Origin of the sequence: Marinimicrobium sp. UBA4509, assembly GCF_002388575.1 — a bacterium.
GTDB classification, from domain to species: domain Bacteria; phylum Pseudomonadota; class Gammaproteobacteria; order Pseudomonadales; family Cellvibrionaceae; genus Marinimicrobium; species Marinimicrobium koreense.
This window is the reverse complement of the sequence record NZ_DGMV01000069.1, coordinates 18,274-34,829: the sequence shown is the minus strand read 5'-3', so window position 1 is coordinate 34,829 and position 16,556 is coordinate 18,274. Positions and strand designations below refer to the sequence as shown.

Genomic DNA, 16,556 nt, shown 5'->3' with positions numbered 1-16,556 from the left:
GGTAATTGAAGCTCTACCGCTTACGAAAACAGCCGGGAAAAGACGTCTCCAAAATTTCTGCAACTCCTTCTTTTCATTCTTAGAAAATCGAATTCCTCTGGAAAATATTAGACTATTGTGAAGTTTTTGATAATCAGACACTATAGCCTCGTGGCTGAGAACATTGCGTATTCTAATAGGGAGATCGTCACGCCACACCTTTTCTGCCTCCTTCATTTTAGACAGTCTTACGGCTCCAGAGAACTCAATTTTCTTCTTAAGAAAAATTTTTTTCACGTCTAAAATCTTACGTCAAACGCTCGACCTTGCACTTCATTAACTTCACACGGACTCACCTTAGAGCTCTAAGCTCTTCAAGCGCTCGAAACAGTCTGAAAATACAAGCTTCCAATCAAGCTAAAAGCAGTTATTCAAAGCTTCATCGTATTAGCTAATCGCTCCCAGTCGATCTCCTTGGAGTAGAGCAAAATATCAACCTCATGCCAGCTCAGACGCAAATATAGCTTCTCGACAAACTCCATAGTATCTCGGCTATAAAGCTCTTCCTGCAATTCAAGCTTTCTCCTTTTCAGCTGCCACTTTTGTCGATACTCCAGCGACATGGGATCGATGCCTTTGTGACGATCACGAACGTCAGAAATTGAATCGTAAACGAAGTCATAGTCCTCCGGAAAAAGGTGGGCATGAATGCTTCTAATTTTTTCTGAACGACACTTCAGAATTCTTTCAATTTCTTCTGCGCGAAATGCATACAAAATGGCTTCTATAGTGCCTGGGTCGCCATCGAAAGAGCCAAATGAAACACAAAGTTCATCGACTACGGCCTGGCCGATCCTAGCATGCTCTCCACCAGATTCACTCACTGCAGATCTAGCTATGAGATCGTACTCGTCCTCCATGCCCTCGTTGTGGCCACAACAAGTGTTCCCAGGATCCAGGTCATGTAGCACTTTAGAGACCTCACCGTAGGTCACCGGGCAGTCCAAATAAGGATGAGAATGCTTTTCCATGATAGCTTTCTGTTGCGCCTTTCTCTTACTTCGACCCATCGATTCTCCTCCACTTTACAAACGTTTTCTGATCGGATATCTAAGCCATTAAATACAATATAGAAGCCCCTCGTAAGGATACACACCCAGCCCGCCGAAGATTGCCGGATCCCGGACGCCGCATCAATAGTTGGCAGCTAGTTCCTACCCAGGCTTATTCTCTTGATCACACGCTAGTAGCCCGCCCAACAACGTCCATCAGCTTTGAGTAATCCGTAACGACATCGTATTTCACGCGATCTTCACTGATCCTTTGATTTATCTCGTCGAAGAACTTCCGGGCGCACTCGATCTTCGTTTTCTCGATCTCACGCAGCTTCATAGACGACATGGAGCCTTTGGTTTCGGCTATAAAGTAGATATGCCTGACACTTCCGGCGCTAAAGGATATCGCCCAATCGGGGTTATAGTCACCGACAGGCGTCGGGATCAGGAAGCCGCGCGGCAACTTGGCATACACGACGACTTCATGGCTCGTATCCAGCTCCTCTACAAACTTACTCTCCACATCGGAGTCCGTTATCGCATAATCGTAGACGTGGTTCTTGAGTTTCGCCGTAGCACGGGAGAAATCTTGGCCAGTCTGGTTGGCGGTGAAAATGTCGGCGTCGTAGCACTCACCCACCTCGTTGTATGCAAGGCGCTCAATCACCATGGTTGCTTTCTGTTCAGTAATAAGACGAGTAGCCTCCGCGATGAAGTGTTCAGGGTTCTTTTGGAACTGCGCGAAAACCGCCGCCTGTGCTTGACTAAGTATTGCCGCCGTGGTCTCTCTGGTCAAATGAGCGTTTTCAGCAATTTTTCCTACGAGATCGTACTTTACCAATGAATGAATAGAATCTCCGTACTCATTCTTGGTCTCCTGAACTGAAAATCCATCACCGCCACGAAGCTGCTCATCGGTTAAAGCATCCTGCTGAACACCCGCTTGGACGGTGTACTGCAAAGGGGTCACCCGCAACTCTTTGTCTAAAGTACCAACGCACTTTTTAACTAGCTCCTCCGAATCAAAATCAACCCGATATACAGCCTTGCGATTGATACGCTCCCACAGAGCCCGGAACTCCTTCTTCTCGAAGTTCGCGTTCAGGGGGTTGGTCTTGGGTTTACGTCCGTCATCCACCTTCGGTAGTTGAGCGTCGCTGAAGACACTGTCGATCAGTTGGAAAACCTGATAGGCATGAGGCTTCAGGTCTTCTGGCAGCTCTGCGAGCGTTCCGGAGTCCTTGGCATCATGGTATGCGTCGGCGATCTGGTCGGCATCGTCAGTGTAATCGTTCGTTATTAGGTAACGATAAATCTGTTTCGCCATGGCAGCGGTGACTTCGACCACCCCTTGATCTGTCGTGATCGTCTTTCCGGTGAAGTAGGCCTCTGTCGCCTGGCGTGGGCGCGACGACAAGGTCTCCGAAATCTCTTTCTGCAAACCCACCACGAAGTCTTTGTAGCTCTCACTCGCGACCACCGTAAGCACGTTGATATCGTGTACCACGGCCGGGTGATCCATGCGGTCACCATGCTGGTCGACGCTCAGGCGTAACCCACGCCCCACTTCCTGGCGGCGAGAAATGGTGTTGTCGCTGTGCTTCAGCATGCACATAACAAATACGTTCGGGTTGTCCCAGCCTTCGCGAAGTGCGGAGTGGGAGAAGATGAACCGCGTCGGTTCTTCAAAGGCCAGCAGGCGTTCCTTGTCCTTTAGAATCAGGTCGTAAGCGTCTACGTCATCGGAATCAACGGATCTCGCACCGACGGCTGGGTCCTTCATCCGCTTGGTCCTTTTGTCGATCGAGAAATAACCATTGTGGGTTCGACCGGGTTCAATATCTGCCAAATACTTCCGGTACTGCTCGTTATCGATAGCAAGCTCAGAAAGGTACTCGTTTTTCAGCAGATCGTACTCCTCCTCGAAAACCCGCGCGTATTCGCCTTTCTCATCAGGTGCGTCGTAGTCGCGATATTTTGCCACCTCGTCTATAAAGAACAGTGACAGCACCTTGATGCCCTGCGCAAAGAGCTGCTTTTCTTTGTCCAGGTGTGCCTTGATCGTCTCACGAATCTGTATACGACGGACGTCACGCTCCGTGACATCACCATTCGCCTCGCCGGCCTTCAGTATTTCCCCGTTGGTAAACTCCACTGTGTCGTTTCGTTCATCGATCTGGCTGATTGTAAAGCCTTGGTATTGGTCCAGCTCGCCAGAGATCGTAAACAAATCGTCGCGAAATGCCATCCGCCGAAGCTGTCGTTTGATCTCGCCCGACTTCAGCTTCACCTCCAACTCAATCCGAGCCACCGGGGCATGCTTCGAGATGTCGATACCTTCGAGATACAGGTAGGCACTGGTTCCAGCGAGCCCACGGGTTTGAATGCCGCGAACCGCGATTTTTTTCACCAGCTTTTGGTTATAAGCGTCGAGCGCGTCCAACCGGTGTACCCGGTTGTGTTGGGTACGGTGGGTAGCCGAGTAACGCAGGATAAACAGCGGCTTGAACTTCGGTAGGGCCTCCATGGTGGCCGCACCCTGCATCTTCTGTGGCTCGTCCAGAATCAAAATCGGCCGGTTCGACGCAATTACATCGATTGGCTTGCGCGACTGAAAGTCGTCTAATTCATCATAAATACGACGATTGTCCTTGCCCCGCGCGTTGAACGCCTGGATGTTCATGATCATCACATTGATTCCGGCATCCGAAGAGAAGCTCTCGACTTCATGCAGGCGCTTGGAATTGTAGATAAAAAACCGCGCCTTCTTGCCGTAGGTTTCAGTGAAGTGCTCGGCGGTCACTTCGAAGGACTTGTACACCCCTTCGCGGATGGCGATAGAAGGCACGACGATAATGAACTTTGACCAGCCATAGCGTTTGTTCATCTCGAAGATAGACTTAATATAGCAATAAGTTTTACCCGTGCCCGTCTCCATCTCCACATCAAGGTGAACGCGGGTCGCAGCCAGGGCGTCCTTCTTGTAAGCTGCGGGGGCGGGCACACGCTCACCCTTAGCATTAAAGGTCGTAAAGTCCGTCAATGACTGCGAGCCAGGTAGGTTCTGCCTACGCTGGACCTTCTGAATATTGTCCAGGATCTGCGCTTCGGTCAGCGCCAAGTCGGCGTTCTTGAAACCCTCCTCAAAGGCGCTGGCTTGCGCCTTGCGTCCGGGATCGATGCGATAATTCAGGCCCGAAGTCATGGGCTGTCCGGCGAAGCACTCCACCACATCGTTGACGGCGTTGGTCTGATATGACTGGACCTTGAACTTGAGTTTCATGGCATCCTCTTTCTGCATTCTTTCTGCATTTTGTTAGCTTCGACCACTTTGCAGAAAGGCATAACCAATTGATTTTTAAGAGAAAATGATATTTTAAGGAACATATTCATTCTGCAAGTTTCCATTCTGGCCTGCTTCGTGAACCAGCGTTAAAAATAACCCCTTGGCGTCTTAATTTGGTCAGTAAGTTGCTGATTTTTATTACTTTTTGCTCATTAGACAAGGCGTCGCTCAGCTTATCGAACAGTAATTTATCGATATCGGCGCGGCTGGCCCCGCCAGACTGCCGAAGGTAATCAGTGACCTGCTTGGCGTAAAACTCATCATCCTGGGCTCGGGTACGGATGTAATCCACCATACTCCCGGTGGCCTTGGCGACGCTGGCCGATACATGAAAGCGGGGCTTGCGCCCTTCAATCAGGCCGGCACGCTTCAGCCGGGCCACAGCCTCATCGGGAATCGGCAGCTTTTTCTGTACCCGGTCCAGAGCCAATACATCCGCAAGCGGCAGGTCGGTTTTCTGTATCAATAGCCGGCTATAGGCTGGGTCCACCACACCACCGTAGATGGTCAGGCTGACCGCACTGGGCTCCCCAAGCTCATAGTCCGGCATGGGAAAGTAACGCTTGGCCTGGCGGGCGTACATGTCGTGAATGCCGTAGCCCATGGTATCAATCATGTTCAGCTCAGCCATGGCCTGTGCCAAGAAGGGATTGCGGTAGCGGCGGGGGATGCGGTTGCCCTCCAGATAGTCTCCCGGAGCACCCTCGAAGAAACTGCCCTCATTCTCAAATATCAAGCGGTCGGACTGCTCAATCACCACGACCCGGCCATTACGGGTGTAATCTTGGTGCGCAATGCAGTTGTGCAATGCTTCCAGCACGATTTTCTGGTCATACTTGGAGACTTCAATCGGCATTAGCTCGTCTTGGGGCAACAAACGCAGCTGGATATTGCGAATACGCTGATACAGCTGGGTGGTGGTCAACAGAAACGGAGGTGCGAAGTGCTGATAGGCCCGCTCGGTCCCCTCCAGCTTCCAGGTCATCTGAGCTGGGTGCGGCGACAGGTGCCAGACTGCCTCGGGCTTGCCCAACAACAGCAGCGCCGTGCGCGTAACCTGGCCGTTCAAGGTAATGCGCGCCCGGTCCAGGAAGGTCGCCAGCGGCCAGCTCATAACCTCTTCGGGACTGAAGCGGTTGGCATACTTCCTGACAAAGGCCTTTCGCGCCCTGGCCAGCGCCGATTCGTCCAGATCGGTCAGACTGGCCGCCGGCACCAGTTGCGCGCTCCAGTCCTGCGCTAGGGTCTGCTGGCGAATCTCATCCAGCTTGTCCAGCCCTAGAGAACACAGACTTTCGCCCGCTCGGGCGTAATAGTGCCCTTTCCACGCAATCGGGATACCCCTTGGCGCTGCGGGAATCTCGAACAGCAACACCCGCCCGCCTGCATGCTGCAGCTCATGGATATCGCGGAAGGAAACGCTGGGCTCGGTGCTTTGCGCCACTTGCTGTTTAAGGCCGTGTAAGCGCTCTGGCTCTTGCCGGTAGAGAGTACCCACCACACCACGGGTTTTATTACTAACACCGAAGACCAGCCACGCACGCTCCAGCCCCCGCAGATTGGCTTCATTGCTGAGCGCCGAAAAATACTCACCAATCTTGTTGGTGTCGTAATCATTGCCAGCCTGCTTGAACTCCACCACCTCGTTCTCCCAGGTGCTGATCAAGGTCTCAAGCAGCGCATTCAGAGCTTGCTCGTCCATGCCGCGACTCCTTAGAGACTTCTGACTTCAGTGGTCGGCGAAAGCTGACGGAAGACCTGTTCCACGTTGATTTTTACCGCGTCGGAAACAAAGCCGTTGTCGCGAAAAACAACCCGCAGGGGCTCATGGCCAGCCAGCTCCTTAACCAGATCTTCTGTAACACCCTTATCGAAACAGGCAACCAGCGCGTTCTCGTCTACGAAGAAGACGGTTTTGCCCTGCACTGTTTCGCGGCGAATGGGTAGGGTCAAGTCAACGCCCCAGTCGACCAATACCTGGAATAGCAGGTCCTCTGGTGTGCGGTCCTCCTTCACGTTATCGACTGTATCGAGTAAATCTGATTGCCTCAGTTCGTCCGGGCGGTAATAGACATCCTTCATGTTCGAAGTATCGACCTTAAGCTCCCGGAAACCAACATCGCGATTCCAGGCAGGATGGTATTCGTTTTCAAGGATCTTCTTCCCTGCACGACGAATGCGTTCCTTTGCGAGTTCGGCGATATCACGGTATCCCGCTTTGTACGCGTTGGAAGCTGACCCGACCTCTTCGGGTAGCTGAACCATAATAAACTTGCGCGCACCGCCATCTTCTGCATTTAGGGTCATTACGGATTGCGCTGTCGTCGCTGAGCCTGCGAAGAAGTCTAATACAATAGAGTCCTCTCTAGTCGCTATTTTCAAAAGGCGAGCAATAAGATCTGGCGACTTTGGGAAGTCCATAACTGCAGCCCCGAAAAGATCTTTGACAGCTTTACGACCATAGTCGTTTGTGAACTCCTTGTCAGTCCACAACGACTTCACAAGACTTTTCGCTGTTTTCCCGTCATCACTATTCAAATAGTCCTTTCTATGAATACGCCATTCTTCACCGCGAGGTTCTGCCAACAAAAGGTGCGCTTCCGACTTTACCTTGTCCTTTCCCCAAGTCCAGCAAGTCTGAACGCCATTTGGCGCATCAGGCCAAACTTCGAAAGTAAAATCTTCAGACTTAGTGATTGAGACTGCGCCACTCTCAGGGTTTACATACAACGGGTAGTAAAGATTTGGCCTAGTCGTCGGATTAAACGCCTGATTTCGATTGCGCAAGCCAAGCAGGCGATATGGACCTCGATCGTCTGACCGATTGTATTCTTCAACCATGCGCCCCTCTTTCTCAAGTCCCCGGATAGCGGCGCCGTTCATGCCGTCCTTTGCAAACACTAAAATTGACTCGTGCGTCTTGGCGACAAATCTATCAAGATGTCGGCCTCGCGGATTAACCAAAACGGCTAGCTGAGCGATAAAGTTCTCATCACCAAAAATTTCACAGCCCAAACGGATTAGATTATGGGCTTCGTTATCATCAATACTGATAAACATGACCCCATCACTAGATAGTAGGCGCTTGCACAATAAAAGCCGAGAATACATCATTGTCAGCCAATCGCTATGAAACCTACCATTCGCTGATGTGTTGGCAATGAGTCGGTTTCCTTCGCTATCCTTTTGCTGAGAGCGAATGAGGTATTCTCCTTCAGCCTCCGAAAAATCATCTTCGTAAATGAAGTCGTTCCCAGTGTTATATGGCGGATCGATATAAATCATTTTTATCTTTCCCAGGTATGTCTCCTGGATAAGCTTGAGGGCTTCCAAATTGTCTCCCTCAATGAATAGGTTCTGCGTAGTACTAAAACGGGGGCTGCTTTCCGTGGAAGGTCGAAGCGTTTTTGTCACCGGCGAGTTTCCCAGTGCAAGCGCCTCTCGCTTACCGGGCCAGTCTAGGCGATAGCGTTCCTGAGGGCCCTCAACAATATGGCCGCTCAGCTCTTGCTTCAACTGATCAAAGTCCACCACTAGGCGCAGATTCCCGGTTGTCTCTTCGCGAGCCTCAGTTACGCAACCAGGGAAGAGCTTCCTAATTTTGGCGATGTTCTGTTGGCTAAGGTCGGGACTATGCATTTTCAGTTTGTTGGTTTTCGGTTTTTCAGCCATGTTTCTTCTGTCCTTCATTCGTTGATTCGATCAAGGCATCGAGCTCCGCCTTCAACCCCCGTAACTGGCGGTTAAACTCTACCTTTCGGTTAAATTGCTTTTCCCGCTGAACGCGGGCTTCCAGCCGCTGGCATTCGCGCTGCATTCCGACGACCCGGCTGTGGCGCTCCACCAAGGCCGCCATGGACTCGCCCGAGCGGGTCGACACCGGAATCAGTAGCCGCAATACCTGCTCGTACAGCCGAGGTAAATCCAACGCAATTGGCAGCGGCGCCCGTGGCATGTCCGCTGGCAGCCAGTCAGTGGCGAAGTAGTCGTCGATCACCCATTTGTTGGCGTCGGACTCACTGGGCCGCTTGTAGGTGGCCGCCACCCGAATGGCATCACGGGGCGCGCCGTCCTCGCGGCTGGCGGTCACCTCGAAGATCAGCGGAAAGCCGATGGCACGGTCAATGCAACGCAGCACCTCAACCGGCAGCGCATCCGCCACTCCGGCCGGCTTCAGCGCTACTCTGAATATCTGGATCTCGGGCACTGCCCTGCTACCCTGCAGGTTCAGTGTCTCCGGCGCCAGCTTGTACTGCCAGGTGATTCTAGCGACCTGGGCTGTGAGTTGATCGCGCACCCTGCGGCCTGGCGTGCCTGCACCCACAATGCGGTTCTTAGGCACGACCCGACTCAGCCGCGCACGCTCAGGGTAGTCTAACAGCGCTGGGTGGCTGGCCTCTCCGCTCATCATGTCTCCTGAACGACGATGAAGGATAGCAGCTCGAAGTCATCCAACCCAGCGATGGGGTTGGTGAGTGCACTGGTGCGCGAACCTGTGAAGAGGCTGTCCAAATCCTTCTCGTCTTGCACCTGAATGATGCTGCGGATAGCCTGGTCGAGCAGGTCGGAGTAAAAGTACATATTGCGACCGTCGTCTGTGGCCCGGTTAAAGGGCTGACATGCCGCTTGGATAGGCTCAGTGCGCCCCCGGCAAGCGGAGCGGGCCAGGTCCAGCAAAGGCTTGACTTCGGTATGGTTGGCAATGATCTCGCCGTCGTTGGCGATGTAGACCAGGTAAAACGGGTGCAGCCGGTTCTGTTGCTGAATGTTAACCGCGTGGTTACGGTTGCGCAGGGTAAAGATCGCCCCCGGCACCAGGTCACTATCCCAGTTTGTCGGCACGACAGCGTGCAGGCCGCTGGGCAGGTTAGCCAGCTCGCCATGAGTTTTGATGTAGTTGAGCAGGTCCATGCGGAAGTCGTTCAGCCCCAAGTCCGTGATGGAGACGCCTGTTTTAACGTCTTCCATATCGATCACTTCTTCTTGGAGGCGGCGAAGCTGCTCTTTGCGGTAGGCGATTTCGCTGGATTCGGTGTTGAGCAGGTTGTCGTCGCCAGTGGCGGTGGCATCGACGATCACCATGCGGTTCTCGACACGCTCTTTGAGGTTAATGTATTCGTCCAGGCTGATGTCCGGCCAATAGTTGACGAGCTGGATACTGGCATTCGGCGAGCCGATTCGGTCGATGCGGCCGAAGCGCTGGATGATGCGCACCGGGTTCCAGTGGATGTCGTAGTTGATCAGATAGTCGCAGTCCTGAAGGTTCTGGCCTTCGGAAATGCAGTCGGTGGCGATCAGGAGGTCGATCTCGTTCGGCTCATCCGACAGGACATGGTGTTTTTCCTTCGCCTGCGGAGCGAACAAGGTCAGTAGAGACTGGAAATCATAGCCCCGGCCAAGCGTGGATTTGGGTGCTTCGGAGCCAGTGACGATAGCGCTGTGCAGTCCGTGGTCTTCAAGAATCCCCGGCACCAGCTGGTTGTAGAGGTAGTGCGCAGTATCGGAAAAGGCCGTGAAAATGACGATCTTCCGGTTTTCGGGATTGATGGGCGCATTGATCTTGTTGTTGAGTTGCGCTTTGATGTGCTGCAGTTTGGCGTCGTCTTCCGGAGTTACTTTTTCCATCTCGGCCAATAGCGCTGCGAGAACGCCAAGATCAGCCTCAAGGTCCCGCTCCCAGGACGGCAAGTCCATGTCGGCCAAGTTGATGCGCACCTTTCCACCGATACTGTCGTCATCAGCGGGCAGCCATTCCTCATCTTCGGGCTCTGCATCCTCAAAACCGGCGGTGACATCCGCGAAGCCGGCATCGCGGCCAGTTTCCTTATAGGTGGCGATCTTTTCCAGCGTGCGAGTGTGATTATCCTGCAGTTTTTTCAAAGTCTTACGGAATGCTTCTACCGAGCTCTCCAGGCGCTTGAGCAGGTTAGTGGTCATCAGAGCCTGAAGACTGCGCTCCCGGTCCGCCTGCTTGAGCCGGCCGCCACCGCTGGACACCTCGGTGTCGTAAAGTGCCTCGTACTTTGCTAACCGGCTGGGCAAGATGTAATTCACAGGGGCATAGACCGCGAGCTTGACCATGGTCAGTTGCGCGTAGATTTCATTGAAGCCGATGACATCGGTACGCTGCGTCAGTGGCGGATGGAAGGCCAGGGGCTTGCGGCGCTCAGGGAAACTGCCAATCTCTGTCGTATCGTAGAAGTGCTCGATGTGTTTTCTGGATCGGGCGATGGTGACACTGTCCAGCAATTCGAAGAAGTCAAAGTCCAACGCCTCCAGAATCGCCCCTGCGGTGCGCTCTTCCGGCGGCATCCTAGACCAAGCGTTGAATGCAGTCTGTGCGCGGCGGAATATTTCCTCAATGTCTGTTTCTGTCCGCAGCTTTGCGGTGAGCGCATCGGATTCACCCTCATAGGCAAGAGCTAGCTGGTTTCGCAGGTCGGTAAAACGGTTGTTGACCGGCGTTGCGGAAAGCATTAAGACCTTGGTCTTGACCCCTTCGCGGATCACCTTGTTCATCAGACGCTGGTAGCGGGTTTCTCGGTCTTTGAAAACATCGTTGTTGCGGAAATTGTGCGATTCGTCGATCACCACTAGGTCATAGTTGCCCCAATTAACCCGGTCCAGTCGGGTGCCGAAGGATTCCCCGCTAGTACGCTGAAGATCGGTGTGGCAGAGGACCTCGTAGTTGAATCGGTCCTTAGCCAGGGGGTTAGTGGTGAGATTGCGGTTATAATTTAACCAGTTGTCAGCGAGTTTCTTGGGGCAGAGGACCAGTACGGAGCGATTGCGCAGCTCGTAATACTTGATGACCGCAAGGGCTGTGAACGTCTTCCCAAGGCCTACGCTGTCAGCCAGGATGCAGCCGTTGTAAGTTTCCAGCTTGTTGATGATGCCGGTGGCCCCGTCACGTTGGAAACTGTACAGCTTGTTCCAGATAAGGCTATCCTGATAGCCGGTCCGGTCGTTGGGCAGGACATCTTCGCTGATGTCTCCCAGAAACTCATTGAAAATGTTGTAGAGCATCAGGAAGTAAATGCGCTCGGGAGAATTTTCTTGGTACACCGATGCGATGTGCTCACACAGCCTATCGGTCACATCTTCAATTTTTTCGGGATCACTCCAAATCTGGTCGAACAAGCGCAGAAAGTTGGCCGTGTACGCCGGGTCATCAAACCGATTGACGAAGTTGGAGACGGCGTCGCCTTGCTGATAACCCAGGTCGACGGCGGTAAAGCCGTGCAGGGGCTGATAGACCGCCTCTTCATTTTCTGCCTCAACGCAAGCGAACTGTTGCATGGGTGCTTTGCTACGATTGGATCGGAAAACAGCCTTACGCTGCATCCAGTCAGCGCATTCCCTAGCAATGGCTCGCTGGGTCAGCTGGTTCTTCAGCTGAATTTCAAACTCACTGCCGTAAAAGCTCCGCTCCCGCTCGGCCTTTGGGATATGAAATTCCCGGCGGACCTTGCGACCGCTGTCAGTGACTTCGTCGGGGACGAATGTCGGAGAGGTGAAAATGAACTCCAAGGATTCAATGGATTCGAGCTGCTCCTTCAGTTCCGCAAAGGCGTAGATGGAGAAACAGGACGCCGCAATCTTCAGCTTCGCACCTGGCTCGATACTGCTTCGAAGGTCGTCCCCGAGAAGGTCGTTGATATTATCAATCAGCTTCATGGGAACTCCGTGGCATTGCCGAGTGCGTTTGCTGATCAATCCAGCGCTCGATATCCTGGCGCCGAAAACGCCAACTATTGGCCACTTTGAACGCCGGGATTTCTCCCTTAGCGGCGAGTCGATAGACAGTACGCTCGTGGACTTTGAGGAATTCCGCCACCTCTTTAAGAGTGATTACGTCGCCTGCCACCTGCCGAGTCCCGTGTCAAAATAGTACAATAGGGGACAATATAGGCCACGAGCATTAAATGTCAAATTAACCGCCAGTTTGATGTGAGCCCGCGTTTTCAGCACGGCCAAGCCAAAATTTTTCAAACCTATATCACCCCCATGACCCCGGCCCCAGCACGCCGGTAAACCCTGGTTGATATAGGAGATACGGCTATGCACACCGCATGCCCTCGTTGTAATTCCCACCGCATTATTCCCAGCCGCTATGGCCGCAAGGTCGGTGGCACCGTTGGCACTACTGCTGGCGCTATCAGTGGAGCCATTAGTGCTACCAGTGGCGCCCGATTGGGCTACACCGTCGGCGCGATCGCGGGCCCGGCGGGTGCCGCCTCTGGCGCGGTGCTTGGCGCCATTGTGGGCGGGCTCTCGGGCTGCGTCGTCGGCGTGAAGCTCGGCGACAAGCTTGATGAGGAGGTATTCCAGGCCTACCGCTGTCTGGGCTGCGAGCACCGGTTTTAACCCACCCCCACTGATCAAACTTTGCTCAGACCTTCGTGGGTCTGGGCTCTTTATTCCGTAGGAGAACCACTATGGCACACCTCGTTGAAAACATGGCCTATGTCGGCCAGACCCCGTGGCACGGCCTCGGCCGTCAATTGGATTCCGGCCTTCCCGTTGATGACTGGGTCATTCAGGCCGGCATGGACTGGGAGATCCAGGAATCCCCGGTGCGCTTTATTGCCGGGCAGCGTGAGTACCTGGGCGAGATCAAGCCCTTCGACGATCACAAGGTCCTGTATCGCTCGGACACCCACGACCCACTGTCGGTGGTGGGCAACCGCTACAAGGTGGTCCAGCCTCGGGAGATTCTGGAGTTTTACCGGGACCTAACCGAACGCTCCGGCTTCGAGCTGGAGACGGCGGGAGTGCTCAAAGGCGGGCGCAAGCTCTGGGCCCTGGCCCGCACCGGGCAGTCCACCACGCTCAAGGGCAAGGACACCACCAAGGGCTATGTGCTGCTGGCCACCGCCTGTGACGGGACCATGGCCACCACCGCTCAGTTCACCAGTGTGCGGGTGGTGTGTAACAACACCCTGGCTGTGGCACTGGGCAGCGGCGCGGGTGCGGTGAAGGTGCCCCACCGTTCGGTGTTTGATGCCGAGGCGGTCAAGCAGTCGCTGGGAATTACCGTCTCCGCGTGGGATGAGTTTATGTACCGGATGAAGCACTTGAGCAACCGCTCCGTTAAGGACAGTGAGGTGCGCCACTTCCTGCTGCGGGTGATGGGCGATCCAGATACAGCCTCCATCAGCAAGGGCACCGAGCGCAATATGGCTCGCGTGCAAGCGCTGTATGACGGCCAGGGCCTGGGGGCGGATCTCGCCTCTTCCAAGGGCACCGCCTACGGCCTGCTCACTGCCGTCACCCAGTTCGTGGACCACGAGCGCCGGGCACGCAGCCAGGACAATCGGCTGGACTCCGCCTGGTTCGGTCAGGGCGCAGCGCTCAAAGGCCGGGCTCTGAACCAGGCCCTGCTGATGGTCGCCTGAGCCCACGGCTCCACTCTTCCTTCTTTACTTACCGTCAAACCTCATAGAAGCCCCAGCCACCGACACGCGTGGCTGGGGCTTTTGTGCGTTTGGGAGACTCGACAATGAAAGCACCCCGTATTACCTCACCCAAGCAACGGCCTGCCCTGCGGCTGGTCTCCACCAAAGATCTGAGCCGGAACGACTGGCTCAAGGTTCGCCAGACCGGCCTCGGCGCCAGCGACGCGGCCGCCGCCGTGGGCCTGAACCCTTACCAATCCCAGCTTGAGCTGTGGATGATCAAAACCGGCCGGGAGGATCAGCTCCCCTCGGTCGATCCCGATGATAATGGCTCCCCCATGTACTGGGGCCATATTCTCGAACCGATTGTGGCCACCCACTACACCAAGCGCACGGGCAACAAGGTGCGCCGGGTGAACGCCGTCTTGCAGCACCCCGATAAAGACAAAGCCTGGATGCTGGCCAACCTGGACTACTCAGTGGTGGGCGCATCCGATGTTCAGATACTCGAATGCAAGACCGCCGGGGAGTTTGGGGCTCGGCTATGGCGCGACGGCGTACCGGAATACGTGCAGTGCCAGGTACAGCACCAGCTGGCAGTCACCGGCAAAGCCGCCGCCGATGTCTGTGTGCTGCTCTGCGGCCAGGAGATTCAGGTGCACCGCATTGAGCGGGACGATGCGCTGATTGCTCGATTGATCGAACTGGAGCGCAAGTTCTGGGACTACGTGGAAACCGACACCCCACCCCCAGCGGATGGCTCGGAGTCGGCCGGGGCCGCCTTGCGGTATCTGTACCCCCAGGACGACGGCGAGACGGTGGACTTCACCGATGACCCGCATCTGTGCAACGTGTTCGATCAGCTGGTGACGGCCCGCCATAAGCTCAAAACCTTGACCCAGCAGGAGGAGCTGCTCAAGCAGACTCTCCAGCAGGCCATGAGCGAGGCAACCCGAGCCACCTTTGCGCGGGGCTCGATCTCCTGGAAGCGGAGCAAGGACAGCAAAGCCTTGAATACCGATGCCCTGATGCGGGACCTGCCGGAGCTGATGAACGAGTACCACACCACTCGCCCCGGCAGCCGGCGCTTTCTGGTTCGCTCGACTGACTGAGCGGGTGTGTCCGCGCTCAGCTCTACGACTCCCTTCTATCCACTCCTTCTTTATCCATTCCCTTGGGTGAGCCGTTCTGCGGCTCGCCCTTTTTTAACGCTATGAGGATACCGCCATGATTAAAGGCCTTGCGATTACCCCGCCGGTCATCGGCCGAATCAGTATTGGGCGCGTGACCGAAAAGAACGGCATGCGTCTGCCGGAGAAAGACGATCAATTTACCTTAACCACCCAGGTGCAGAGCCCAGAGGGATGGTTGCTCCATCCACTGGATGCTGAACTGCGGGACCAGACTGAGACCGGCAAGCTGCGCACGATTCCGGTCACCCTGCCCTTTAGCGACCCCGACCTGAACTTCCGGGCCGAGTACACGTTGTTTGACCGAAGCACCGGTCGACCGGTCTGTGCCGGGGACGGCGAGCAATGTCGGCGTCGCCACGAGGAAGTCATGGAGCAGTTGCCCTGCCCGGCTCCCGCGCATTGCCAGTTCGCCGCTGGTGGCAAGTGCAAGCCCTACGGGCGGCTGAATGTGATGGTGGGTGACTACGACCCTCTGGGCACCTTCATCTTCCGCACCACCGGGTTCAACAGCATCCGTACTTTGATGGCTCGGCTGAGGTACTTCCAAGCCGTCTCCGGCGGACTGCTGGCCTGCCTGCCACTGGAGCTTCGCCTGCGCGGTAAAAGCACCACCCAAAGCCATAGGACACCGATCTTCTATGTCGATCTCGGTATCCGCGAAGGTCTGACCCTGGAAGCGGCTATCACCCAAGCGCGCGAAACCGCTCAACAGCGACATGAGTCTGGCTACGACCAGGACGCCTTGGATCAAGCGGCACGGTCGGCCCTGGCTAACTCCGCCTTCGAGGACGACGAGGACGAAACCCCAGTTATTCTGGAGGAGTTCTACCCCGACGCCACTACGAAGCCACCGGCTAACACCGCGCACCCCCTCTCCCTGGCCGACAAGCTCGAACAGCGTACAAAAGCGCAATAACCCTTTTCTCTCCCCTGACCGGCCCACTCATACACCGGCGGCGTTCATTCGCTGCCGGGGGCCGCCCTATGCGAGGACATTCTGATGAAAGACACAAATACCCCGGATACTCTGCCTTTCTACCCACCCGCCAACAAAGGCGACGACCACCATGGCCTGTCTGAAGCACTGGTACTAGACTGGGCTGAGGTGATCCTGCAGGAGCGCTTCCTGCGCAGCAACTACTTGGTCAGCCCCGACTTGGCCCGCCGCTACCTGCGGGTGGCGTTTGGCAAAGAAGACCGGGAAGTCTTCGGCATGGTTCTGCTGGACAACCGCCACGGCGTGCTGGATATCGCCAAGCTGTTCTACGGAACCATTGACGGCGCTTCCGTCCATCCCCGCGAAGTGGTGAAGACAGCGCTGAGCCACAACGCCGCTGCGGTACTACTGGTTCACAACCACCCCAGCGGCAACCCCGAACCCAGCACCGCCGACCGGCGGCTGACAGAGCGGCTGAAGGAAGCCCTTCAGTTGGTGGACGTTCGGGTCATTGACCACATGGTGGTTGGGAGTGATGAGGTGGTGAGTTTTGCGGAGCGGGGGTTGATATGACACCACTGGTACGCTCGGTCAATGCCGAGCGTACCAGTGGTGTTCAACTCCTTTTTTTGCAGTCTTCCCCAAACT

12 protein-coding genes are annotated in these 16,556 nt (G+C 55.1%); 5 read left to right on the top strand and 7 right to left on the bottom strand.

All coding sequences use genetic code 11. From position 1 onward, the window contains the following. Positions 1-410: 410 nt before the first annotated feature. From B3520_RS13530 to B3520_RS13500, 7 genes are all read right to left on the bottom strand, one after another. On the bottom strand, positions 411-1,049 hold the full coding sequence (locus B3520_RS13530) for a hypothetical protein (protein ID WP_286804965.1): 639 nt from the start codon (positions 1,047-1,049) through the stop codon (positions 411-413). 166 nt (positions 1,050-1,215) lie between these two features. Further along, complete coding sequence (locus B3520_RS13525; RefSeq protein WP_286876270.1) at positions 1,216-4,317, bottom strand: type III restriction-modification system endonuclease; 3,102 nt, start codon at positions 4,315-4,317, stop codon at positions 1,216-1,218. A gap of 106 nt (positions 4,318-4,423) precedes the next feature. Continuing rightward, on the bottom strand, positions 4,424-6,082 hold the full coding sequence (locus B3520_RS13520) for an RNA-binding domain-containing protein (RefSeq protein WP_286804969.1): 1,659 nt from the start codon (positions 6,080-6,082) through the stop codon (positions 4,424-4,426). Positions 6,083-6,093: 11 nt separating this feature from the next. After that, positions 6,094-8,052: a site-specific DNA-methyltransferase gene (locus B3520_RS13515; RefSeq protein WP_286804970.1), complete on the bottom strand. Its 1,959-nt coding sequence runs from the start codon at positions 8,050-8,052 to the stop codon at positions 6,094-6,096. Then, the gene (locus B3520_RS13510) at positions 8,045-8,788 is read right to left on the bottom strand and encodes a DUF4391 domain-containing protein (RefSeq protein ID WP_286804973.1); all 744 of its coding nucleotides are present in this window, start codon (positions 8,786-8,788) and stop codon (positions 8,045-8,047) included. The genes B3520_RS13515 and B3520_RS13510 overlap by 8 nt, the downstream gene beginning before the upstream one ends. Next, positions 8,788-12,057 (bottom strand): helicase-related protein, encoded by a 3,270-nt coding sequence (locus B3520_RS13505; protein WP_286876268.1) that lies wholly within the window; start codon positions 12,055-12,057, stop codon positions 8,788-8,790. Before B3520_RS13505 ends, B3520_RS13510 begins: the two co-directional genes overlap by 1 nt. After that, positions 12,044-12,247, bottom strand: a complete 204-nt coding sequence (locus tag B3520_RS13500; protein ID WP_286804677.1) for a helix-turn-helix domain-containing protein — start codon at positions 12,245-12,247, stop codon at positions 12,044-12,046. The genes B3520_RS13505 and B3520_RS13500 overlap by 14 nt, the downstream gene beginning before the upstream one ends. A gap of 326 nt (positions 12,248-12,573) precedes the next feature. Between B3520_RS13500 and B3520_RS13495 the strand changes: the two genes are divergently transcribed. From B3520_RS13495 to radC, 5 genes are all read left to right on the top strand, one after another. After that, positions 12,574-12,747: a hypothetical protein gene (locus B3520_RS13495; RefSeq protein ID WP_286804676.1), complete on the top strand. Its 174-nt coding sequence runs from the start codon at positions 12,574-12,576 to the stop codon at positions 12,745-12,747. 71 nt (positions 12,748-12,818) lie between these two features. After that, positions 12,819-13,778, top strand: coding sequence for a DUF932 domain-containing protein (locus tag B3520_RS13490; RefSeq protein ID WP_286804675.1), 960 nt, complete (start codon positions 12,819-12,821; stop codon positions 13,776-13,778). A gap of 104 nt (positions 13,779-13,882) precedes the next feature. After that, a complete protein-coding gene (locus B3520_RS13485) occupies positions 13,883-14,890 on the top strand; it encodes a YqaJ viral recombinase family protein (protein ID WP_286804674.1) in 1,008 nt (335 codons plus the stop codon). 115 nt (positions 14,891-15,005) lie between these two features. Then, positions 15,006-15,887 (top strand): hypothetical protein, encoded by an 882-nt coding sequence (locus tag B3520_RS13480; RefSeq protein ID WP_286804673.1) that lies wholly within the window; start codon positions 15,006-15,008, stop codon positions 15,885-15,887. Between the two features lie 84 nt (positions 15,888-15,971). Next, positions 15,972-16,481, top strand: coding sequence for a RadC family protein (radC, locus tag B3520_RS13475; RefSeq protein WP_286804672.1), 510 nt, complete (start codon positions 15,972-15,974; stop codon positions 16,479-16,481). Positions 16,482-16,556: the final 75 nt, after the last annotated feature.

Bases quoted from the DNA above. Each gene is read 5' to 3' on its own strand.
- B3520_RS13530 (WP_286804965.1), bottom strand. From the start codon at position 1,049: ATGGGTCGAAGTAAGAGAAAGGCGCAACAGAAAGCTATCATGGAAAAG.
- B3520_RS13525 (WP_286876270.1), bottom strand. From the start codon at position 4,317: ATGAAACTCAAGTTCAAGGTCCAGTCATATCAGACCAACGCCGTCAAC.
- B3520_RS13520 (WP_286804969.1), bottom strand. From the start codon at position 6,082: ATGGACGAGCAAGCTCTGAATGCGCTGCTTGAGACCTTGATCAGCACC.
- B3520_RS13515 (WP_286804970.1), bottom strand. From the start codon at position 8,052: ATGGCTGAAAAACCGAAAACCAACAAACTGAAAATGCATAGTCCCGAC.
- B3520_RS13510 (WP_286804973.1), bottom strand. From the start codon at position 8,788: ATGAGCGGAGAGGCCAGCCACCCAGCGCTGTTAGACTACCCTGAGCGT.
- B3520_RS13505 (WP_286876268.1), bottom strand. From the start codon at position 12,057: ATGAAGCTGATTGATAATATCAACGACCTTCTCGGGGACGACCTTCGA.
- B3520_RS13490 (WP_286804675.1), top strand. From the start codon at position 12,819: ATGGCACACCTCGTTGAAAACATGGCCTATGTCGGCCAGACCCCGTGG.
- B3520_RS13485 (WP_286804674.1), top strand. From the start codon at position 13,883: ATGAAAGCACCCCGTATTACCTCACCCAAGCAACGGCCTGCCCTGCGG.
- B3520_RS13480 (WP_286804673.1), top strand. From the start codon at position 15,006: ATGATTAAAGGCCTTGCGATTACCCCGCCGGTCATCGGCCGAATCAGT.
- radC (WP_286804672.1), top strand. From the start codon at position 15,972: ATGAAAGACACAAATACCCCGGATACTCTGCCTTTCTACCCACCCGCC.